Raw genomic sequence first — 21,938 nt, 5'->3', positions numbered from 1 at the left:
CCTGAATCAGAATGTAGTACCCAATTGGAATTGGAAGCGTTGGATTTCATCGCCTTCTTTTTTCTTAATCGGATAAGCATAACTGAATTTCATCGGACCTAAAGGCGAGAGCCAAGTCACTGCTGCACCGGCAGAGTAACGCAACTCTTCTTTAAAGGTTGATTTGTGGCTGGTACCTTTACCATACACGTTTTGTGTCGCACCATTGCTGTAGTAAGTGTCGTTATCGGAATCAGTATAGGTTTTGCCGTCCCACACACTGCCGGCATCGGCAAACAGACTCAAACGCACGGTGCGCGCATCTTTAATACCCGGCATTGGGAACAGCAATTCAGCCGATACGTTGGCTTTGCGGTTACCGCCATAGCTGATTTTATCGCCGTATTCGTCATACACTTTCGGGCCTAAGGTGCTGCCTTCAAAGCCGCGCACCGAGCCTAAACCGCCACCGTAGAAGTTTTCAAAGAACGGCATGGTTTTGGTGTTACCGTAACTGTTGCCGTAGCCGACCTCGCCACCCAACATCAAGGTTAAATCTTTGCTCAATGGGAAGAACCAAGTCTGATTGTGGGTCAGGGTGTAGTATTTCAAATCACTACCCGGCAAGGCCACTTCACCATTGATGCCGGTCAGATAGCCACGGGTCGGCCACAAGGCATTGTCGGTTTTATTGCGCCCCCAACCGATAGTGCCTTTATACAGCCAACCTTTGTAGCTGCCGATTTCACTACCGGTGTGTTCGCCCATAAACTCACGATAACGTTTGGGGGCGCCGGTATAGGTGTTTACCTTCAAATGCTCGGCCGCCAAACCGAAATTCACACGGTCGTATTCGGTAATCGGTACGCCCATGCGCAAACCGCCGCCGACGGTAGTGGTTTGATACTGTTTCGCACTGGAAGAGGCTTTACGCGGATCATATTTACGGCCGTAAATGTCGTAACCCAAGCTCACACCATCCGGAGTGAAGTATGGATCGGTAAACGACAACGAGCCGTTGAGCGTAGTTTTACTGCGCGACAAACGGGCAGAAGCCGATTTACCGGTACCAAACAAATTATCCTGCGCCACACCGGCAGAAACCACCATACCGGTATCCTGCACCCAACCTGCGCTCAAATCCAACGAGCCGGTCGAACGTTCGGTCAGGCTCATGTTCAAATCGACTTGGTCAGGCGTGCCGGTAACCGGCTTGGCATCGAATTGCACGTTGTCAAAGTAGCCCAACAATTCCACGCGCTCTTTAGAGCGTTGCAGCTTAGATGTGTCGTAAGGCGCGGCTTCCATTTGGCGTAATTCGCGGCGAATCACCTCATCACGGGTTTTATTGTTGCCGGTGATGTTGATTTCGTTGACATAGACTTTGCGGCCCGGTTCGATGTGCAACACAAAATCCACCACTTTGGTTTCGGGATTCGGTTGCGGCTGCACATTCACTTCGCTAAAGGCATAACCGGCCGTACCCATGCGGTTCTGAATGCCTTCCAGCGCAGTCACCATTTGCTGGCGCTCGTACCACTTGCCTTCTTTCATTTTCAGCAGTTTGTACAAATCTTCTTTCGGTACTTCGCGGGTGTCGCCTTCAATGCGTACTTTGCCCCAACGGAAGCGTTCGCCTTCATCCACCACCACTTTGATGGTTTGCCGGGTTTTGTCTTCGTTGGTTTGAATGTCGGTGTCTAAAATGCGGAAGCTGAAATAGCCGTTGTTTTGATAGAAATCATTCACGCGCTGCATGTCTTGCGCGAATTTTTGTTCGTTGAATTGGTTGCTCTTGGTCAACCAAGTCCACATACCGCCTTCGCTCAACGACATTTGTTTCATCAGTTTGCGGTCGGAATATTTCTCGTTGCCTTCGAATTCGATGTTGGTAATTTTAGTTGATTTGCCTTCTTCCACTGTGATATCGATGGAAACGCGGTTGCGCGCCAGTTTGGTCACAGCCGGCTTGATTTCCACCGACTGCTTGCCGCGGCTTATATATTCCTGCTTCAGACCGGCAATGGCTTGATTCAAAGTTGCTTGGTTGAAATATTGCGATTGGGCCAAACCGAATGCTTCCAAGTTTTTCTTGATGGCATCGTTTTGCAGCATTTTTGCACCGGTGATGTTCAAGGTGGCGATGGTCGGACGCTCGACCACGGTCAGCAGCACTTGATTGCCTAAGGTTTCAACACGCACATCGTCAAAGAAACCGGTGGCATACAGGTTGCGAATGATTTCTTCACTGCGCTCATCGCTGAAGTTGTCACCTACTTTGACCGGCAGGTAGTTGAACACGGTGCTCGGCTCAGTGCGCTGCAAACCTTCGACACGAATATCCTGAATGGTGAAATCGGCCAATGCCAAAGGTGCCAAACCCAACATCATCAAAGCAGAAGCAATCTGTTTTAATTTCATACAATTATCCAAACAAACGATTAATATCATTAAAGAACGCCACTGCCATCAACATCAGCATGGCAGCCAGACCGAATCGTAAACCGATGGACTGAATGCGCTCGCTCAACGGCCTTCCGCGTATCCATTCGGCGGTATAATACACCAAGTGCCCGCCGTCTAAAACAGGCACCGGCAGCAAGTTGAGAATACCCAAACTGATGCTGACCAAGGCCAAAAATTCCAAATAACTCTGCAAGCCCAAAGAAGCCGAACGACCGGCGACGTCTGCAATCGTCAACGGCCCGGAAACATGGCTGGCCGAAGCGTTGCCGGTAATCAGCTTACCGAAAAATTTCAAGGTGGTGGCCGAATAGCCGACCATTTTATCCCAACCCATTTGAAAGGCTTTACCAACCGACGGCGTATATTGGAAGCGAACCTGCTTGTCCCACACTTCATCGTGCTGAGCGGCTATGCCAACGCGACCGACCAAGGTACCGTCTTTCAATTCTACTGTATTCGGGCGTAAGGCTGTCTGAAAGGTTTGGCCGTTGCGCTCATACACCACGCCCAGCTTCTTGCCCGGACTGTCGCGGAACAATTCCGCCCAAACCGCCCATTCGCCGATTTCACGGCCATCGGCACTGATCAGCTTATCACCCTCCTTCAAACCGGCTTGCTCGGCCGGGCTGCCTTCTTGCACAAATCCGACATAGTTGGTGATTTTAAAAGGCCACAGACCGATGTTGCCGTTATTTTTCGCAATTTTACCCGCTTCCTGTGTACCGGCAGCGTCAATCACACGTGTCGCTTCTTGACCGGAAGCTGTCTGAACGGCCACGTCCACCTTACCTGCCTCCACGTTCAAAATGATTTCGGTTTGGGCATCACCCCACTCCCCGACAACAGTGCCGTTGACCGATTGGATTTTATCGCCCGGCCGGAATCCTGCTTTGGCAGCGATACTGGCCGGTTCAACCATGCCGACATACGGACGGATTTCGGTGACGCCGAAAGAGAAACTCAAGCCATACAGCAATACCGCCAAGGCCAAATTGGTTAGCGGGCCGGCAGCGACAATGGCGATTTTCTTTGCCGGATGCTGTTTATCGAAGGCATAAGGCAAGTCTTGTTCCGGCACATTACCTTCGCGCGTATCGACCATTTTGACATAGCCGCCCAACGGAATCGGAGCCAAACACCATTCGGTGTCGCCGCGTTTTTTGGTCAGAAACGGCTTACCGAAACCGACAGAAAAGCGCAATACTTTCACGCCGCACCAACGCGCCACAATGTAATGGCCGAATTCGTGCAGGCTGACCAGAATCAGAATCGCAACGACAAATGCTAATAAGGTTTGCAAAAAAATCCCCCTGATGTTTTGATGTTGTGTGTTCAGACGGCCTTAATCAAAGGATGCCGTCTGAACATTATTTTAAACGGTCAATGCATTCTTGCGCTTGAATGCGTGTGTATGCATCTTGTGCCAACAGGCTTTCAATATCGCAGAGGCCGTCTGAAACATTATGCGCCAAACAATCGGCCACCACTTTGGCAATATCGGTAAAACGGATTTTGCCGTCTAAAAACGCAGCCACGGCGATTTCGTTGGCAGCGTTCAACACGCAAGGCGCCGCACCGCCGGCACGCATGGCATCGTAGGCCAGCTTCAAACACGGAAAACGGTTGAAATCAGGCTCTTTAAAGGTTAAGGCCGACAAGCTGCCGAAATCCAACGCGCTCACGCCGGATTCAATGCGCTCGGGCAAGCCCAAGCAATAGGCAATCGGCGTACGCATATCGGGATTGCCCATTTGCGCCAACACCGATCCGTCGAGATAACGCACCATACTGTGAATAACGGACTGCGGGTGAATCACCACTTCGAGCTTATCCGGCGGACAATTAAACAGCCAATGCGCCTCGATCAGCTCCAAGCCTTTGTTCATCATCGAGGCGGAGTCCACCGAAATTTTCTGCCCCATGCTCCAATTCGGATGCTTCACCGCTTGCGCCGGCGTGATGCTGTCAAACGCGGCCAAATCAGTTTCAAGAAACGGGCCGCCGGAAGCGGTGAGAATAATCGATTGGATGCCGTGCTCGTTCAGACGGCCTTGATAATCACGCGGCAATACTTGGAAAATGGCATTGTGTTCGCTGTCGATTGGCAACACGGTCGCGCCATTGGCCTTGGCGGTTTCCATAAACAACGCACCGGATACGACCAAGGTTTCTTTGTTGGCCAGATAAATGGTTTTGCCTTTTTGCGCCGCCGCCAAAGCGGAAGGCAGGCCGGCCGCACCAACAATTGCGCACATCACGCCGCTGACCTGCTCATCACTCGCTACATCAATTAAGGCTTGCGCACCGTGCAACACTTGGGTTTTACAACCCTTGGCTTGCAGCAAATTTTGCAGCTTCGCAGCATACCCGCCATCGGCCGCCACCGCATATTCAGGTGCAAATTGCACACATTGCGCCGCCAATTTCTCAACCTGTTTATGCCCTGCCAGCGCGAAAACGCGGAATTTGTCAGGGTGGCGCGCAACCACGTCTAAGGTGCTGGCACCGATGCTGCCGGTGCTGCCTAAAATGGTGAGAATTTGTGTGGTCATGGTTTGATTTCTGCTTAGGCCGTCTGAAACGTTCAGACGGCATAGAATAAAATGTTCGCTGCTTTAAATATTTTTAAAATGAAGGCCGTCTGAAAATTATCTGTATGTTTTCAGTTCAGACGGCCTTTAATTCAAAATCGCCATCATGGCGGCATACACGCTCAAGACGGCAATCAGACTGTCCACACGGTCGAACACACCGCCGTGGCCGGGCAAAAGGTTGCTGCTGTCTTTCATGCCGGCCGCGCGCTTGAGCCAGCTTTCCAGCAAATCGCCGCACACGCCGACCACGGTCAACACAAAACCGATTAACAGCACATTCGGCCAACCGGTTTCAAACGCCAGCCAATCCGCATACCATACCCAAGTCATGTACAAAGTCACGCACACTGCGCCGCCGATAGCACCTTCCCAGCTTTTCCCCGGGCTGATGGTTGGCGCGATTTTGTTTTTACCGAATGCCTTGCCGGTGAAATAGGCGAAAATATCGGCCACCCACACCAAACCCATCACCGCCAGCAGCGGCACGGCGCTTTCAGGGCTTGGGCGCAAATCGACCAAGGCATACCAAAACGGTAGCATCAACATCCAGCCGGCGGCATACGCTTGCCAGCCTCCTTTGAGCTTCCATTTATTCTTCAGCCACAGCGGCATAATCAGCAGCCAAAACGCCAACACGGCATACCACACCACGTTTGGCAGTTTCCAATCGCCCAAATAGGCAACGATGCCGAAAATCAGGCCGGCGACGATGAAATGGTTGATTTGGATTTTGCTCAAACCGCTCATGCGGGCATATTCCCACAGAGCTACCAGTGCAATCAGACCGCTGAATGCCGCCCACAGGCCGTCAGGTGCATAAAACAGCATGACCAACATCACAGGCAGCAACACCAGTGCGGTAAGGATTCGTTGTTTCAACATCGTTTCAACCCCTTTGCTGCTCTACCGGCAATTGCTCGGAAGTGCGTCCGAAACGGCGTTCGCGTTTTTGGAAAGATGCGATGGCCGCGCTTAAGGCTTTTTCGTCGAAATCCGGCCACAACACATCGGTAAAATACAGCTCGGCATAAGCCATCTGCCACAATAGGAAATTGCTGATGCGGGTTTCGCCGCCGGTGCGGATAAACAAATCCGGCTCGGGCGCATCGCCCAGCATCAAATGGCGGCTGATGAGCGCTTCGGTGATTTCGCTATGGCCTTCGGCCATCACTTTGTTGGCCGCCTGCAAAATATCCCAGCGGCCGCCGTAATCGGCAGCGATGCTTAAGGTCAGGCCGGTATTGCCGGCCGTCAGCGCTTCGGCCGCTTCAATGCCCGCCACGATATCGGCATGAAACCGTTCGCGGCTGCCGATAATTTTCAAGCGCATATTGTTTTCGTGCAACCGCTTCACCTGCTTTTGCAAAGCCTGCAAAAACAGCCCCATCAGAAAAGAAACTTCATCTTCGGGGCGGCGCCAGTTTTCCGTTGAAAAGGCAAACACGGTCAGGTATTGCACGCCCCTTTCGGCACAATGCTTCACCATGGTTTCAAGCGCATCAAGACCGCGTTTATGCCCCATTACACGGGGCAGAAAGCGTTTTTTTGCCCAGCGTCCGTTACCGTCCATAATCACGGCAATGTGACGTGGCACGTCGGTATGCGCCAAAATTGTTTGCGTACTGCTGTTCATGTTTGCCTCATTGGAAGAAAGACCGCAAAGACAGAGCCAACCGCCCCGCCTGTTTCAAATCCTGAAATCAGGATTTAGATAGCCATCAAATCTTCTTCTTTGGCAGCCAGGGTTTTGTCTACTTCGGCGATGTATTTGTCGGTCAGTTTCTGCACCGCTTCTTCACCACGGCGCGCATCATCTTCCGGTACTCCTTTGTCTTTCAATAATTTTTTGATGTGGTCATTGGCATCGCGGCGCACATTGCGGATAGACACGCGGCCTTCTTCGGCTTCGCTGCGCACGACTTTAATCAAATCTTTACGGCGCTCTTCGGTCAACATCGGCATAGGCACGCGAATCAAATCGCCTACCGCCGCAGGGTTCAGACCCAAATTAGAATCGCGAATCGCTTTTTCCACTTTGGCTGCCATATTGCTTTCAAACGGTTTCACACCGATGGTACGCGAATCGATCAAAGTCACGTTGGCCACTTGGCTCACCGGTACCATGCTGCCCCAATATTCCACTTCCACTTGATCCAATAAGCCGGTATGCGCACGGCCGGTGCGGACTTTAGACAGGTTTTCCTTCAACACTTCCAACGACCGCTGCATTTTGCTTTCAGCGGTTTTTTGAATATCACTAATCATTTCTTAGCTCACTTATTATTAAAATCAAACAGATAAGGACTCAGGCCGTCTGAAACACGCTTTTTGGGCGCACAAATCGGCTTAATAACGTTGAATAGTACCGTTAATCAAGCATTCCGACAAGCCAAACCGTTCAGACGGCCTTGTTTTTTAACCGATATTTAACAATTAAGTTTTGATGTGCATCTTTGTCTATTCATCTGAATGTCTTCTGTACACTATTTAAACCTTCTATAATGTTTATTTTGGAAAATATTTTTTACATATATTATCGATTTACTACTCAACATGTAGAATAACCTAAAAAATCTTCACCTAATAAAGGAAATAGTATGAAAATTTTACTGAATAGTATGATTGCAGTAAGTCTCACTTTATCTATCCTAAGCGGCTGCGCATCTGTAAGCATGGCAGATGCAACTGCTTCTAATAAAGCCAAAGAATTTAACAAACCGTCAGAAGGAAATGCAGGTTTATATGTTTATCGAGACAGTTTTGTTGGAAAAGCATTGAAAAAAGATATCTGGGTAGATGGCGAATGCTTGGGTCAATCTGCAGATAAAGTCTTCTTTTATAGAGAGGTTACTGGTAATCAACCTCATAAATTATCTACTGAATCAGAGTTTTCAGAAAATCACTTAACAATTAATACCGATGCCGGTAAAAATTATTTCGTTCGCCAATATATCAAAATGGGAGCCTTTGTTGGCGGTGCAAATTTGGAACAAGTAGATGAAGCAACAGGGAAAGCCGCAATCTCTCGTCTAAATATGGCGACACCTGGTAACTGTGATAAAGTCCTACCAAAATAATAAAACGAAATGATTCAAAAAGGCCGTCTGAATTTTGAACTGCCCCCCAATACTTGGACAAGTTAAGAATCTTTCTCAAACAGCCTTTTCAAGCTGGGTTCTGTAGCCGACAGGACTCAGCTTTTTTAAGTTTAAACTAATCCGCTCATGATTGTAGTAATGTATGTAATCATCTATTACCTCTGTCAGCTCTGCCACCGACAACGCACCTTCCTGATAGAAGCTCTCTTCTTTTAATGTACCGAAGAAACGCTCCATCGGCGCATTGTCCCGGCAATTTCCTTTGCGCGACATGCTTTGCACCATTCCTTTCCCAGCCAGTTTCGCCCGATAAGCCCCGGTGCGGTAAAGCACACCCTGGTCGGAATGCAGCAGCGGCGTTTGGCCTTTCAGACGGCCAAATGCTTTATCCAACATTTGCGCCACCATTTTACTGTTTGCTTTGCGGCTTAAAGAATAGGCCGCAATCTCCCGATTAAACACATCCGATATCGGCGATAAGTACAGCTTCCCGTCTGTGCATTTGAACTCCGTCACATCGGTCAGCCATTTGTCTGCCGGTTTGCCGGCAGTAAATTCACGATTAAGAATATTATCCGAAGCCTCTCCTATTACCTGCGGACGGTAGGCTTTTTTGCTGCGGACTTTGGCTTTCAGTCCCAACAAACCCATAATGCGCTGCACTTTCTTTTTGTTCCATGACAATACGGCGGCAATCCGCCGATGACCGTAGCGGCCTTTGTGTCGGCGATAGACTTCACTTACTGCGGTTTTGGCCGCCGCATCGGGATCGGCTTTGCCGATATGGTAATGAAAGCTGCTTTTGGGAATGCCGGCACTGTGCAGCAGATATTTCAGCGGGTGCTTCGCTCTCAACGTTTGAACGGTTTCGCAGCTTTGGCGGCGTTCTTTTCGTTGAGGGCTTTCATGTGCTTTAGGTAGTCGTTCTCCGCCCTCATGTAACGTAACTCTTCAATCAGTTCCGCCCGGGTTTTTTCGTGGTCGGGTTTGTCGGCGATAAACGGGTTTTTGCGTTTGGTCTTCATAAACGCAGCCTGCGGGTGTTGAAGTGCGGCGATACCGCCTTGGCGATAGGCGGCTATCCAACGGCGCAGGTGGGTGCGCGAGACGTTGAAGTGCTCTGCGGTGCGCTGTTGGCTGTGCACTTGGTGATAATGGAGTACGGCTCGGTATTTGAAGTGTAGGTTATATTTGGACATAAGAAAACTGCACCTTTTAAAGTTGGAGGGGTGTCCAACTTTTGGGGTGCAGTTCATTTTTTTCAGACGGCCTCTCTTCATGAAGCATTCAGCTATGCAACAACGGCTTAACAATGCACCAATGTGCCTTCGTCTTCGCCTAAAATCACGTTTTTCAGCGCGCCTTCTTTAGCGATGCCGAACACGACGATATTGAGTTTGCGTTCACGGCACAAGGCAAATGCGGTGGCGTCCATCACTTTCAGATTTTTGTTCAACGCTTCGTCAAATGTGATGGTTTCGTAGCGGGTGGCCGACGGATCTTTTTTCGGGTCGGCAGTGTACACGCCGTCCACGTTGGTGGCTTTCAACATCACGTCGCAGTTCATTTCCGCACCACGCAAAGCCGCGGCGGTATCGGTGGTGAAGAACGGGTTACCGGTACCGGCGGCAAAAATCAATACTTTACCCTCTTCCAAATACTGGATAGCTTTCGGACGGGCATAGGTTTCGGCGATTTGCTGCATGCTCAAGGCAGATTGCACACGGGCTTTCAAGCCCAGTGATTCGAATGCGTCTTTCAAAGCCAAGGCGTTCATGACGGTGGCCATCATGCCCATGTAGTCGGCAGTGGCACGATCCATGCTGCCGGCTTGCGCGGATACGCCGCGGAAAATATTACCGCCGCCGACCACCACACCAACTTGCACGCCCAAATCAACGATTTCTTTGACTTGGCCGACAATTTGCATGATGGTGTCGCGGTTAATGCCGAACGCATCTTTGCCCATCAGAGCTTCGCCTGAGAGTTTCAATAATACGCGTTTGTATTTTACTTGCTGGGTCATGGGAATACCTTTTCTTTACGGGTTTACAGAGGCCGTCTGAACATTATGTTAGGTTTTCAGACGGCATTCAACAATATAAAAATAGAGATACGCTGGTATGTGCAATGAGTGGCTTAACAAGAATAAACGCCTTGAATTTTATTCAATTTTAGTATAGTAAATCCACTTTAAAATAGTACGGCGTTGGCTCGCCTGGCCGTATTATCTATACTGTCTTCGGCTCACCGCCTTGTCCTATTTTAAAGTGAATCCACTATATTTTCCGTAGATAAATCAAAACATGTGTTTAACGTGAATTCAACTCATTCGGTTTTCAGACGGCCTGTATTTCATACAAATCAACAGGCCGTCTGAATAAAATTCTCAAAAAAAAGCACCCTGATTCAATATGAATGAATCCAGGTGCTTTCTTATTCATGGCTGATTACACTTTAGCGGCAGCGGCTACTTCGGCAGCGTAGTCAACTTCTTTTTTCTCAATACCGTCACCTACTTTGTAACGTACAAAGCTGATGATTTCAGTGCCGTTTTCTTTGGCGAATTGGGCCACGGTTTGATCCGGGTTCATCACGAACGGTTGGCCGTTCAAAGTAATTTCTGCCAAGAATTTACGGATGCGGCCTTCTACCATTTTTTCAGCGATGTCGGCAGGTTTGCCAGACTCGATGGCTTGCTGGGTGTAGATGCGGCGTTCTTTTTCAACGGTTTCAGCATCCACTTCGGCTTCTGAAACGCAAACCGGTTTAGCGGCTACGATATGCATACCGATTTTACGGGCAACATCTTCAGAACCTTTGAATTCAACCAATACACCTTCAGTCGCCAAAGCACCGTGGATGTAGGCAGTCAGCTGGTTTTGGGTGTCGATCAATTCGAAACGGCGTACGGACATGTTTTCGCCCAATTTGGCGATGATTTCTTTACGCTCGGCTTCAACGGCTTCGCTCAAGGCTTCTACTGAAGCAGGTTTTTGCGCAACGGCAGTTTTGGCCACAGAGTTGGCAAAAGCCACAAAGCCGGCATCTTTTGCTACGAAGTCGGTTTCGCAGTTTACTTCAACCAAAGCACCCAAGTTGCCTTCGATGGCATAAGCCAATACGCCTTCGGCAGCAGTACGGCCAGCCAATTTGCCGGCTTTCGCGCCTGATTTGATGCGCAGGATTTCTTCGGCTTTTTCCATGTTGCCTTCGGCTTCAACCAACGCTTTTTTGCATTCCATCATACCCAGACCGGTAGCGGCGCGCAGGTCGGCAACCATTTTTGCAGTAATATCTGCCATGTTAAACTCCTTGAATTTTTAGGAAAATAAAGCCAATCGGCTTTATTCGGAATCGGTAAGTGCGGCGTTAAGCCGCGCTTGGTTATCTGAAAAAAGGGGCTAAAAGCCCCCTCTTTCGTCGCTGTATTATTCAGCAGCAGCTTGGGCAGCGGCAACGGTTTCCTGCAAGGCTTGGTTTTTGCCTTCCAAAACGGCATCGGCGATACCGCGGCAGTACAAACGGATGGCTTTTGCAGAGTCATCGTTACCCGGAATCACGTATTTCACGCCATCAGGGCTGTTGTTGGTATCGACAACGGCGATCACAGGGATACCCAATTTTTCAGCTTCGACCAAAGTACCTTTTTGGTAACCGGTGTCAATCACGAAAATGGCGTCAGGCAGGCCTTTCATGTTTTTGATACCGCCCAAAGAGCGTTCCAGTTTCTCAACGTCGCGTTGCATTTCCAGAATTTCTTTTTTGCTGTAACCGGCTTCGGCAGCATTTTCCAGAGCAGCAGTTTTTTCTTCCAAACGCTTGATAGACTGTTTCACGGTTTTGTAGTTGGTCAACATGCCGCCCAACCAACGGTGGTCAACGAAAGGCATGTCCGCACGGGTCGCTTCTTCACGGATGATTTCGCGTGCCTGGCGTTTGGTACCGACAAACAATACGGTGCCTTTGTTGGCAACCAGACGACGAACCGCTTCTTGCGCGTCTTGGAACATCGGCAAGGTTTTTTCCAAGTTTACGATATGGATTTTGTTGCGCGCGCCGAAAATGTATTGTTCCATTTTCGGGTTCCAGAAACGGGTTTGGTGACCAAAGTGAACACCGGCTTCAATCATCTGACGCATGGTAATTTGAGACATAATATTCCTTAAATTTGAAAGGGTTAAGAGCACACATTCAATCGCATAGAACTTGGCTTGAACCAAGCACCCTTCGGCGAAAGTGGGCATAGTTTAGAAAATGGAAATTTGCTTTTAAAATCAAAAGCCCGAGAATTATATAGGATAACAGGCCGTCTGAAAAGGGAAATGTCGTGCTTTGCTGCGCGTATTGTCGGATTTTTCAGGCGGCCTGAATGATCGCCGCAGCCGAATCATTCCGAATCGGAATTTTGCGCCTGCTCCGCCGTTTGTTTTTTCTGCCTTAAGGCCTCGCTTTCGGCACGGTCGGCCCGTTTCATCAAGCGGTTGCGGCTGCGTGCGGCCACCACCCATGATAAAAAAATCATCGGCAACACCGCCCAAAACAGCAGATAAATCAAGGCGCGTGCAATGCCGGGCTGTGCGGCGGAAAACATCACCGCCACAAATAAATAGCCGATAATGACGATATGCCGCATAATCGTGTTCCTCATGACAAGAGAAACGGATTTTACCTCAAATCCGCCCCATCCGCCCGAACGGAGAAGCTAATGAATCTTGATAAAACCGAATTACGCCGCAAGTTGCGCCGGGCGCGGGCGCAAATGCCTCCTGCCGAACGCGCTGCCGCCACGCAAACCATCAACCGCCTACTGAAGCGACACATCAAAAAAGGCCGCCACATCGGTGTATATTGGCCGCTTGGCAAGGAATTGCGTTTGGACGATTTTATTCAGACGGCCTTGACGCGCGGGGCAAAACTTTATCTGCCTTATATTGAGCCGCACAGCCGACGCTTGTGGTTTACACGCTATTTGGCCGACAAAACACAGCAACCCGAGCGCAAACGCGGACAAGCTAAATTGTTTATTCCGCAGTTTGCCGGCGAAAAACGCCGCGTGCATCGCTTGGATGTATTGTTGGTGCCGATTGTCGGCATTGATAAACGCGGCTACCGCTTGGGGCAGGCCGGCGGCTTTTATGATGTGTCTTTGGCGCAGATGAAATACCGTTTACACCCCCGCACCATAGGCGTGGGCTTCGGCTGCCAATTGGTCGGTGAATTGCCCATCGAGCCGCACGATATTGCTTTAGACAGTTTTGTTTCGGAACAGGGCGAATTGAAGTTTTAAGCCTTCAGACGGCCTCGAAATCAAGACGGAGTTTACCCGATGCCAGGGTAGACGCCGTTTTTTAACAAATCGTTTAAATCGAAAAACCTTCTTTCGGCAAATGCTTGCAGGCGCATACAGGTTTAGGATGCGCCGACAAACAACGGACCGCCGGCCACATTCCCCCAAAACACGGGAATCATGTTCGGGAAAAATATCCCCGCGCCACATCTGCACCCGCCCAAATGCCGGCGGGAATAATAAACATATTGACAACAAACCGTTGGAAACCGATTAACACGAAAATCATCACCGGAAACCATATCGCCCAAATACGGCCGTAGGTGAATTTCAAGCCGAAGCAAAACCAAATACCCGTACACCCCATCCAATTACACGCGACGGCAGAAATAAAGACACAACCGAAATCCATACCGACTTAGCTTGCTCAACCGCCATCGCACCGTCCAAGTTACCGAGACTGACAATCAGCCGGTTACGCGCCAACAGTTTGACCGATACTGTTTTGGTTAAGGAACCGAGCGACATCATATTGCCGGTGACCAATTCACCGCCGCCAATCAAAATACAAACCAGACAAATCGGGAACACCGCCGCGCCCAACAAAGCCGCCAACCCCGCCCGTTCAGCCGGAATGCCGCCGACCACTTTACAAATAAGCCAAATAGCCGAAACCGGCATTGCCGCCCCAAAAGCTGAGAATACTCGGCTTTTTCACACTGGCCACGGATTTGTTTTGGCTTTTGATAATCTTGTCTTGCAAAATTTCGCGGGGAAAAATCGCGATTGCCGCTCATGCTTATACCGTTGAAAAACAAAATAATCGCACAATGTAACCGTTTATTGGCTGCAGCACAAAAGAATTTTTATGCGCGGCTAAATAATTTTGGTTATCAAGGAAAACTTGTTTCTCAATTCAGTTTAATTCAAATCTTTTCGTAAACACGCAAATTCAAGTAAACCTGTTTCAGACGGCCTTGAGTCTGCCGCGTTCTACCCTATATACTCATTGTTGAGAACAAGAACAATCGATTAAGAAAGGTATTATGCAACCGTCTTTTTCTTATGCCGCGTCTTATCCCCACACTTGCAATAAAGCGCTTTATGTCGCCATGGCCTTATTGTTTGGCTCGTTCGGCGTACATAAATTCTGCGCCGGTCGCGTATGGATGGGGTTGTTTTACGCCGTATTCTGCTGGACCGGCATTCCGGCCATCGTCGGCATCATCGAGGGCGTATTGGCGGCATTCAAACCCACCGACTCGCTCGGCGCGATTATCGTGTAATTTTTGAGCGCAAACACGCTTACTTATTTTGACTTTTTTTGAAAATCTAAAAATTTTTTGATGTTAATGATTTTTCATACATAAACAATCAATCCCTTACCCTACAAGGCCGTCTGAATGTTTCAGACGGCCTTTATATCATCGAATCTACTGATTCCTTTCATAAAATCTTTGCATTTCTGCGCGAAATCTACTAAATTCTAAGAATATACGTTGTTAACAATCTGTATATGCACAGATGACACCAATACGGAATAATCATAAAGGCAAATCATTGCCCATCCTTTAGGAGTATAACCATGGCTGAAGCAACTGACGTTGTATTGGTTGGTGGAGGAATCATGAGTGCCACTTTGGGTATTCTGCTCAAAGAACTCGAACCCTCTTGGGAAATCACCATTGTCGAACGCCTTGACGATATTGCACAAGAATCATCCAACCCTTGGAACAATGCCGGCACCGGCCACTCGGCTTTGTGCGAATTAAACTATGCCCCGTTGGGCAGCGACGGCACCGTCGACCCCGAACGTTCGTTGAATATTGCCGAACAATTCATGATCAGCCGCCAATTCTGGGCGGCTTTGGTCAGCGAAGGCAAAATGGCCGACAACTCGTTTATCAATAGCGTGCCGCATATGTCGTTTGTGATGACCGACGACCATTGCGCCTACCTGCCGAAACGTTTTGACGCATTTAAAAAACAAAAATTGTTCGAGAAAATGGAATTCTCGACCGACCGCAACAAAATCCACGAATGGGCGCCATTGGTCATCGAAGGCCGTAACGAAAACCAACCGGTTGCCGCCAACTACTCGGCAGAAGGCACCGACGTCGATTTCGGCAACATCACCCGCCAAATGATTGAAAACCTGACCAGCCGCGGCGTGAAATTGTTGTGCAACCGCCATGCGGAAGAAATCAACCGCGAAGCCGACGGCGCATGGGCCATCAAAACCTGCGACACCCGCGACAATACGCAAAAACTCACCCTGCGCACCCGTTTCGTCTTCTTGGGCGCGGGCGGCGGTGCCCTGTCGCTGCTGCAAAAATCCGGCATTCCGGAAGGCCGTGGCTATGGCGGCTTCCCTGTATCCGGCTTGTTCTTGCGCAACAACAACGAAGCGACATCCGAGCGCCACAACGCCAAAGTATACGGCCAAGCTTCGGTCGGTGCGCCGCCGATGTCGGTACCGCACTTGGATACCCGCCACGTTGACGGCAAACGCCATTTAATGTTCGGCCCGTATGCCGGCTTCAAACCCAACTTCCTGAAGCAAGGCTCGATGATGGACCTGCCGATGTCGATTCACCGCGACAACCTGCTGCCGATTTTGCGCGCCGGTTGGGACAACCTGCCGCTGACCAAATACCTGCTGGGCGAATTGCGCAAAACAAAAGAAGAGCGCATTGCCTCGTTGATGGAATACTACCCGAACGCCAATCCTGACGAGTGGGAACTGATTACTGCCGGCCAACGCGTGCAAGTGATTAAGAAAGACAACAAAAAAGGCGGCGTATTGCAATTCGGTACCGAATTGGTGATGCATGAAGACGGCTCTTTGGCTGCCCTTTTGGGCGCATCACCGGGCGCGTCAACTGCCGTACCGCTGATGATTCGCTTAGTCAACCAATGCTTCCCGCAACACAAAGACGCATGGCAAGGCCGTATAAAAGAGCTTATTCCGAGCTATGGCGTGAAACTGAACGACAATCCTGAATTTGCCGAAGAAATCATCAGCCATACTGCCAAAGTGTTGGGCATCCATCATTGATAGGCATTTAGATATTATCCCGACAGCGCATCGCTCATCGATGCGCTGTTTTTGTTTAACTTGAATGCCAAAAAATTAACCTATTGATGATTTTTCAGACGGCCCGAAAGCTTAGCAAAACCCAGATTTGCATGAATTATATAATGAATCAACCAAATTTTCTGTACAAACCAGTGAATCAATGATAGTTGAAATATGGTTTTGGTGGGCAACAAGTTGCCCACCCTACGACAGCTAATCCCTTCCCGACAACGGTAGGGTGCGTGCCAAAGCACGCACGGGTTCTTTAACTCACATTGATGCCGTCTGAAAATTGGGAACTGGCCGTTTACGTTGTAATACTTTTAAAGTGAATTCACTATAGTGGATTCACTTTAAAAATAGGGCAAGGCGGCGAGCCGAAGACAGTATAGATATACAGCTGCGAGCCAACGCCGTACTATTTTAAAGTAGATTCACTATATATTGCCGTTACCGCTGCTTCTTTAATCGGTTTGACCGGTCGCTGAGCCGTATCGCAAAACAGCTGTCCGGTCAAACAGAGCCACATGCACAAACACGGCCAGAAAATGCATCAAAAAGGCAAATTGCCTTGCGGTTTGCAAGCATTGAATCTGGGCAGCAAACAAAAAGCACAAATCCAAAAAATCATGGAAGCCAACCGTCCGCAACAAACCGACTCACGTCAGGCACTTTATGCCGCCAACCGCGCCGAATGCCAACAAAAAATACAGCAATGCCGCGCCTCCGAACAAGCCTTGATTACCGGCAAAAACTTCAATGAAGCCGCTGCCCGCCGCTTGATCAACGAACGTCAGGCCGAATTTGAACAACACGCTGCCGAGCGCAAACAGCACATGGCCGACATGGAAGTGAAACGCTTGAAAGAGCGTCACGGCATTTTCCAAGTGTTGACGGCCAAGCAGCAAAAACAATTGCTGGAAAACCGGCAAAAACGCCAACAAGAACGTACCCACCGCAAAGCCCAACACGGCCAACCGTGACAGCCGAATATGCAAGGCGAACCACACTCTGATATGCCGCCAATGCCGCAAAACCATAGTGAATCCACTATAATTTGATGTGTTAATCAATGAACCAAGGCCGTCTGAAACATGGTTTCAAACAGCCTGGGTTTGGTTTAAATTGACCGGCGCATCAATCCACCATGCAGCGATATGTTTCAGACGGCCTCAAACAGATTCCGTTCCCGAATCCAAGGCCGCCTGAACTTTTTCCACCGATTGTCTATCCAATCTTGCTGCGGCCAAATTCAAGGTAGCCTGCGCCCACACACGGTATGCCGCCCGCTCTTCTGCCGTCATCGCTGCCAAGTGTGCCGCCACTGTGCCGTCGTCGCCGCGCACAATCGGTCCGGTCAGGGCTTGCAATGGCGGTAGTTTGCTCAAATTATCGATACTCTGCTGCATCAAACTGCCGACCAAACGGCGCGATAAGGCTTCTGGCAAGACCAAAGGCGCGAGCAGATTTTGGGCAAACGCAGCCAAAGTTACGCTGAAATTGGAAGCCGCCGACAAAGCCGCATGGTAACGTGCTTTATATTCAGACGGCATCGCAAACGCGGTTAAACCCAAAGCGCCGGCCAATTGTTGCAAAATCTCGACAGCCTGAGGCTGCTCCGCTTCGATGGCGCACAAATTTCCGGCCAGATGCGCCACCGAGCGTTCGGCATCGGCAAAAGCAAACACCGGATGCAGGCTGCCCGCCAACGCGCCGCGTTCCGTAACCGCTTGTAAAACCTGTATGGTTTTGGCGCCGCTCAAGTGCAGTACCACGGTTTGCGGGCTCAATTCGACCTTATGGGCAAGGCGCTCGGCAGTGGCTTCGATGGCATTGTCCGGCGTGGCAATCACCACCACATCCGCCGGCGGCAAATCAGCCATATCCGCTAAAACCGTTGCCCCAAAAGCATTCGGCGGCAGGCTGCTGCTGACGATGTGGGAAAGCTGCCAATCGGGATGACGGCTCAATAAAGCGGCAAAAGTTTGTCCAACGCGACCTGCGCCTACGATATGGAATATTTTTTTCATTTCAGACGGCCTAAACGGATTGAATAGCTTAGATTAACACGGTAAACTTACGTCATTAAATTTTTTTATTGTTTACTCACTATGAAACCCGCGTTTGACGTTAAGTCGGCACGATTGGATGTGTTGGCTATTCATCTGCACACCGCAGATTTAACTGAATTGGAAGAATTTCTGCGCCAGCGTACCGGCCAATATCAAGGCTTGGAAATTGTGCCGTTTGTTTTGGATGTACAGGATTTCGAGCATCCGGAATCATTGGATTTGGCCGCTGTGATTTCACTGTTTGCCCGCTACGGCATGCAGATTTTGGGCTTGCGCCACGACAATGAAGCATGGGCAGCCTATGCCGCACGCTATCATTTGGTGTTCAGCCGCGGAGAGAAATCGGATACGCCGCAGCCGCCGCAATTGCAACCGGCCGGCATTAAAGCCGTATCCGCCACCGTCATCAGTAATCCGACCGTATTGATCAGCACCCCTGTGCGCACAGGTCAGCAGGTTTACGCGGAAAACGGCGATTTAATCGTCACCGGTATCGTCAGCCAAGGCGCGGAACTGATTGCCGACGGCAACATCCACATTTACGCCCCTATGCGCGGCCGTGCATTGGCCGGTGCCAAAGGCAACGCCAACGCACGTATTTTCATCCATTCCATGCAGGCCGAATTGGTTTCCGTAGCCGGCATTTACCGCAATTTCGAGCAGGATTTACCCGAACACCTGCACAAACGCGCGGTGCAAGTTTCACTGCAAGACAACCGCTTGGTCATCAGCGCAATCGACACCGAATAATGTTTTAAAATCTTAAATTTGAGTATCTGAAAAGGAAATATCGTGGCAAAAATTATTGTAGTAACCTCAGGTAAAGGCGGCGTGGGCAAAACCACCACCAGCGCCAGCATTGCAACCGGTTTGGCCTTGCGCGGCCACAAAACCGCCGTGATCGACTTCGACGTCGGCTTGCGTAACCTTGACTTGATTATGGGCTGCGAACGCCGCGTTGTGTACGACTTAATCAACGTGATTCAAGGCGAAGCCACGCTGAACCAAGCCCTGATTAAAGACAAAAACTGCGAAAACCTGTTTATTCTGCCGGCTTCGCAAACCCGCGACAAAGATGCCTTGAGCCGCGAAGGCGTGGAAAAAGTAATGGAAGAATTGGCCGGTAAAAAACTGGGCTTCGAATACATCATCTGCGACTCGCCTGCCGGTATCGAACAAGGCGCATTGATGGCCTTGTATTTTGCCGACGAAGCCATCATCACCACCAACCCTGAAGTATCAAGCGTGCGCGACTCTGACCGCATCTTGGGCATTTTGCAGAGCAAATCGCGCAAAGCCGAACAAGGCGGCAGCGTGAAAGAGCATTTGCTGATTACCCGCTACTCGCCTGAGCGCGTGGAAAAAGGCGAAATGCTGTCGGTGCAAGACATTTGCGACATCTTGCGTATTCCGTTGTTGGGCGTGATTCCTGAATCACAAAATGTTTTGCAGGCTTCCAATGCCGGCGAACCGGTGATTCACCAAAACAGCGCGGCAGCTGCCGAAGCCTATAAAGACGTGATTGCCCGTCTGCTGGGTGAAAATCGCGAAATGCGTTTCCTCGAAGCAGAGAAAAAAGGCTTCTTCAAACGCTTGTTCGGAGGTTAAGCCATGTCTTTGTTAGATATCCTGTTCGGCAGAAAACCGAAAACCGCCGAAGTGGCACGCGACCGCCTGCAAATCATCATTGCGCAAGAACGTGCCAATGAAAACGGTAACGGAGCGCCGGATTACCTGCCGACACTACGCAAAGAGCTGCTGGAAGTTCTGTCTAAGTATGTGAATGTTTCCTTAGACGATATCCGCATTTCTCAAGAGAAACAAGACGGCTTGGACGTTCTTGAATTGAACATTACCCTGCCTGAACAAAAAAAGGCCGCTGAATGACTTTAACCGAATTGCGTTACATCGTAGCCGTTGCCCAAGAGCGCCATTTCGGCCGCGCGGCGCGACGCTGCTTTGTCAGCCAGCCTACCCTTTCCATTGCGATTAAAAAGCTGGAAGAAGAGCTGTCGGTTTCTCTGTTTGACCGCAGCAGCAACGACATCATCACCACCGAAGCGGGCGAACGCATTGTTGCCCAAGCCCGCCGTGTATTGGAAGAAGCCGATTTAATCAAGCATTTGGCCAATGAAGAACAAAACGAATTGGAAGGCGCATTCAAGCTGGGTCTGATTTTCACCGTTGCCCCTTATTTGTTGCCGAAGCTGATTGTTTCGCTGCGCGACACCGCGCCGAAAATGCCGCTGATGCTCGAAGAACACTACACCTACACGCTGACCGAATCGCTCAAACGCGGCGATTTGGATGCCATCGTGGTGGCGGAACCTTTCCAAGAGCCGGGTATTGTGACCGAGCCATTGTATGACGAACCGTTCTTCGTGATTGTACCCAAAGGCCATCTGTTTGAAGAGCTGGATGCCATCACCCCAAGTATGTTGGCCGAAGAACAAGTATTGCTTTTGACCGAAGGCAACTGCTTGCGTGACCAGGTATTGTCGAGCTGCTCGGAATTGGCCGCCAAGCAAAAAATCCAAGGCTTGACCAATACCTTGCAGGGCAGCTCCATCAACACCATCCGCCACATGGTTGCCAGTGGCTTGGCCATCAGCGTGATGCCGGCTACCGCCCTGACGGAAAACGATCACTTATTGTTTAGCATCATTCCGTTTGAGGGCACTGCACCCGCCCGCCGCGTGGTGCTGGCTTACCGCCGCAATTTCGTGCGCCCGAAAGCCTTGACCGCTTTGCGCGCCGCTATTTTGAATTCGCAATTAAACGGTGTGTCGTTTGTGAAAGATTAAGTGGATTCATCAAAAAAGGCCGTCTGAAATTCAGACGGCCTTTTTATTGTTTTCAACAGCACTCCCGATTTAGCTTACGAAACCATGCACTGAATGCTTTACGTGTGGTTTCGACATTAATGGTTTCTACCGGCTCGCTGCGCACTTCATCCACGTTCACCACCTTCATCAAACGTACTTTGTCCGCATGCGGCGTTCCTTTTGCGGCGTAATTAACCAAATATAAAGTGGCGTTTAAATCTTGGGCGATTTTGAATAAGGATAAAAATTTGAATTTGTTTTTCTGAAAATAGCGATTAGGATGTGAGGTATGCGGATTGACCGATTGCGATTCGTGGCAGCGCAAATATTCAAAAATCAGATAACCCTTTTTAGGGTGAAACTGAATCCGGTCAAAATTAATGGCATAAGTCGCATCGCCTTGCAGCATGTCTTGTGCAAACTCAAATCCGCTACTGTCATCTTGTATCAACGTTTTGCTGCGTGTGGGTAACGGCATGACATTCCCCCTAACTAAACAATATGAATATTATGTGATTATTCAATCATTTGAGCA

At 49.7% G+C, this 21,938-nt stretch carries 23 protein-coding genes and 1 pseudogene; 9 read left to right on the top strand and 15 right to left on the bottom strand.

Annotated elements, in window-relative coordinates:
* Window positions 1-6: 6 nt before the first annotated feature.
* The 6 genes from bamA to frr all read right to left on the bottom strand — a co-directional run bounded on the left by bamA (window position 7) and on the right by frr (window position 7,304).
* On the bottom strand, window positions 7-2,400 hold the full coding sequence (gene bamA / locus H4O27_RS11860; protein WP_165011042.1) for an outer membrane protein assembly factor BamA: 2,394 nt from the start codon (window positions 2,398-2,400) through the stop codon (window positions 7-9).
* A gap of 4 nt (window positions 2,401-2,404) precedes the next feature.
* Window positions 2,405-3,745 carry an RIP metalloprotease RseP gene (gene rseP, locus H4O27_RS11855; RefSeq protein WP_165011040.1) on the bottom strand — a complete coding sequence of 447 codons (1,341 nt, stop codon included), beginning with the start codon at window positions 3,743-3,745 and terminating at the stop codon, window positions 2,405-2,407.
* A 67-nt stretch (window positions 3,746-3,812) separates the two neighbouring features.
* Window positions 3,813-4,997: a 1-deoxy-D-xylulose-5-phosphate reductoisomerase gene (gene ispC, locus H4O27_RS11850; RefSeq protein WP_165011038.1), complete on the bottom strand. Its 1,185-nt coding sequence runs from the start codon at window positions 4,995-4,997 to the stop codon at window positions 3,813-3,815.
* A gap of 126 nt (window positions 4,998-5,123) precedes the next feature.
* On the bottom strand, window positions 5,124-5,921 hold the full coding sequence (locus H4O27_RS11845) for a phosphatidate cytidylyltransferase (RefSeq protein ID WP_165011036.1): 798 nt from the start codon (window positions 5,919-5,921) through the stop codon (window positions 5,124-5,126).
* 4 nt (window positions 5,922-5,925) lie between these two features.
* Window positions 5,926-6,672, bottom strand: a complete 747-nt coding sequence (gene uppS, locus H4O27_RS11840) for an undecaprenyl pyrophosphate synthase (RefSeq protein WP_165011034.1) — start codon at window positions 6,670-6,672, stop codon at window positions 5,926-5,928.
* A 74-nt stretch (window positions 6,673-6,746) separates the two neighbouring features.
* Window positions 6,747-7,304, bottom strand: coding sequence for a ribosome recycling factor (gene frr / locus H4O27_RS11835; protein ID WP_165011032.1), 558 nt, complete (start codon window positions 7,302-7,304; stop codon window positions 6,747-6,749).
* A 332-nt stretch (window positions 7,305-7,636) separates the two neighbouring features.
* Here frr and H4O27_RS11830 point away from each other — a divergent pair, with 332 nt between their 5' ends.
* A complete protein-coding gene (locus tag H4O27_RS11830; protein ID WP_165011030.1) occupies window positions 7,637-8,116 on the top strand; it encodes a DUF2846 domain-containing protein in 480 nt (159 codons plus the stop codon).
* Window positions 8,117-8,191: 75 nt separating this feature from the next.
* On the opposite strand, the gene H4O27_RS11825 is transcribed toward H4O27_RS11830, so the two are convergent.
* The 6 genes from H4O27_RS11825 to H4O27_RS11800 all read right to left on the bottom strand — a co-directional run bounded on the left by H4O27_RS11825 (window position 8,192) and on the right by H4O27_RS11800 (window position 12,773).
* Window positions 8,192-8,992, bottom strand: a complete 801-nt coding sequence (locus H4O27_RS11825) for an IS3 family transposase (RefSeq protein WP_193004273.1) — start codon at window positions 8,990-8,992, stop codon at window positions 8,192-8,194.
* Window positions 8,989-9,336: a helix-turn-helix domain-containing protein gene (locus tag H4O27_RS11820; protein ID WP_165006937.1), complete on the bottom strand. Its 348-nt coding sequence runs from the start codon at window positions 9,334-9,336 to the stop codon at window positions 8,989-8,991. Before H4O27_RS11820 ends, H4O27_RS11825 begins: the two co-directional genes overlap by 4 nt.
* Before the next feature lie 107 nt (window positions 9,337-9,443).
* Window positions 9,444-10,163 carry a UMP kinase gene (pyrH, locus tag H4O27_RS11815; protein WP_165006939.1) on the bottom strand — a complete coding sequence of 240 codons (720 nt, stop codon included), beginning with the start codon at window positions 10,161-10,163 and terminating at the stop codon, window positions 9,444-9,446.
* 424 nt (window positions 10,164-10,587) lie between these two features.
* Window positions 10,588-11,442: a translation elongation factor Ts gene (gene tsf / locus H4O27_RS11810; RefSeq protein WP_165006942.1), complete on the bottom strand. Its 855-nt coding sequence runs from the start codon at window positions 11,440-11,442 to the stop codon at window positions 10,588-10,590.
* 126 nt (window positions 11,443-11,568) lie between these two features.
* Window positions 11,569-12,294, bottom strand: coding sequence for a 30S ribosomal protein S2 (gene rpsB, locus H4O27_RS11805; RefSeq protein ID WP_095503062.1), 726 nt, complete (start codon window positions 12,292-12,294; stop codon window positions 11,569-11,571).
* 233 nt (window positions 12,295-12,527) lie between these two features.
* Window positions 12,528-12,773, bottom strand: a complete 246-nt coding sequence (locus H4O27_RS11800) for a hypothetical protein (RefSeq protein ID WP_165006945.1) — start codon at window positions 12,771-12,773, stop codon at window positions 12,528-12,530.
* A 72-nt stretch (window positions 12,774-12,845) separates the two neighbouring features.
* Between H4O27_RS11800 and H4O27_RS11795 the strand changes: the two genes are divergently transcribed.
* Entirely contained in the window at window positions 12,846-13,427 is a 582-nt protein-coding gene (locus tag H4O27_RS11795; RefSeq protein ID WP_226883403.1) for a 5-formyltetrahydrofolate cyclo-ligase, read from the top strand.
* Between the two features lie 73 nt (window positions 13,428-13,500).
* Here H4O27_RS11795 and H4O27_RS11790 read toward each other — a convergent pair.
* Window positions 13,501-14,214: pseudogene (locus tag H4O27_RS11790) on the bottom strand (formate/nitrite transporter family protein).
* A gap of 259 nt (window positions 14,215-14,473) precedes the next feature.
* Here H4O27_RS11790 and H4O27_RS11785 point away from each other — a divergent pair.
* The 3 genes from H4O27_RS11785 (at window position 14,474) to H4O27_RS11775 (ending at window position 17,489) form a co-directional block, all read left to right on the top strand.
* Window positions 14,474-14,713: a TM2 domain-containing protein gene (locus H4O27_RS11785; protein WP_165006950.1), complete on the top strand. Its 240-nt coding sequence runs from the start codon at window positions 14,474-14,476 to the stop codon at window positions 14,711-14,713.
* Between the two features lie 299 nt (window positions 14,714-15,012).
* Window positions 15,013-16,485, top strand: coding sequence for a malate:quinone oxidoreductase (locus tag H4O27_RS11780; RefSeq protein WP_165006953.1), 1,473 nt, complete (start codon window positions 15,013-15,015; stop codon window positions 16,483-16,485).
* A gap of 548 nt (window positions 16,486-17,033) precedes the next feature.
* Window positions 17,034-17,489 (top strand): Spy/CpxP family protein refolding chaperone, encoded by a 456-nt coding sequence (locus H4O27_RS11775; RefSeq protein ID WP_165006931.1) that lies wholly within the window; start codon window positions 17,034-17,036, stop codon window positions 17,487-17,489.
* A 189-nt stretch (window positions 17,490-17,678) separates the two neighbouring features.
* Here the strand turns inward: H4O27_RS11775 and H4O27_RS11770 are convergent, their stop codons facing one another.
* Window positions 17,679-18,536 (bottom strand): Rossmann-like and DUF2520 domain-containing protein, encoded by an 858-nt coding sequence (locus H4O27_RS11770; RefSeq protein ID WP_165006956.1) that lies wholly within the window; start codon window positions 18,534-18,536, stop codon window positions 17,679-17,681.
* An 81-nt stretch (window positions 18,537-18,617) separates the two neighbouring features.
* Here H4O27_RS11770 and minC point away from each other — a divergent pair, with 81 nt between their 5' ends.
* The 4 genes from minC to H4O27_RS11750 are packed head-to-tail and all read left to right on the top strand — an operon-like array spanning window position 18,618 to window position 21,382.
* Window positions 18,618-19,328, top strand: a complete 711-nt coding sequence (gene minC, locus H4O27_RS11765) for a septum site-determining protein MinC (protein ID WP_165006959.1) — start codon at window positions 18,618-18,620, stop codon at window positions 19,326-19,328.
* A 42-nt stretch (window positions 19,329-19,370) separates the two neighbouring features.
* Window positions 19,371-20,186: a septum site-determining protein MinD gene (gene minD, locus H4O27_RS11760; protein ID WP_106740117.1), complete on the top strand. Its 816-nt coding sequence runs from the start codon at window positions 19,371-19,373 to the stop codon at window positions 20,184-20,186.
* Between the two features lie 3 nt (window positions 20,187-20,189).
* A complete protein-coding gene (gene minE, locus H4O27_RS11755; RefSeq protein ID WP_165006962.1) occupies window positions 20,190-20,465 on the top strand; it encodes a cell division topological specificity factor MinE in 276 nt (91 codons plus the stop codon).
* Window positions 20,462-21,382 carry a hydrogen peroxide-inducible genes activator gene (locus tag H4O27_RS11750; protein WP_165006965.1) on the top strand — a complete coding sequence of 307 codons (921 nt, stop codon included), beginning with the start codon at window positions 20,462-20,464 and terminating at the stop codon, window positions 21,380-21,382. The genes minE and H4O27_RS11750 overlap by 4 nt, the downstream gene beginning before the upstream one ends.
* Window positions 21,383-21,434: 52 nt before the next feature.
* On the opposite strand, the gene H4O27_RS11745 is transcribed toward H4O27_RS11750, so the two are convergent.
* Window positions 21,435-21,881, bottom strand: coding sequence for a hypothetical protein (locus H4O27_RS11745; RefSeq protein ID WP_165006968.1), 447 nt, complete (start codon window positions 21,879-21,881; stop codon window positions 21,435-21,437).
* Window positions 21,882-21,938: the final 57 nt, after the last annotated feature.

Source organism: Neisseria yangbaofengii (assembly GCF_014898075.1).
GTDB classification, from domain to species: Bacteria; Pseudomonadota; Gammaproteobacteria; order Burkholderiales; family Neisseriaceae; genus Neisseria; species Neisseria yangbaofengii.
The sequence above is the reverse complement of the archived record's forward strand: the minus strand, read 5'-3'. Positions and strand labels throughout refer to the sequence as shown.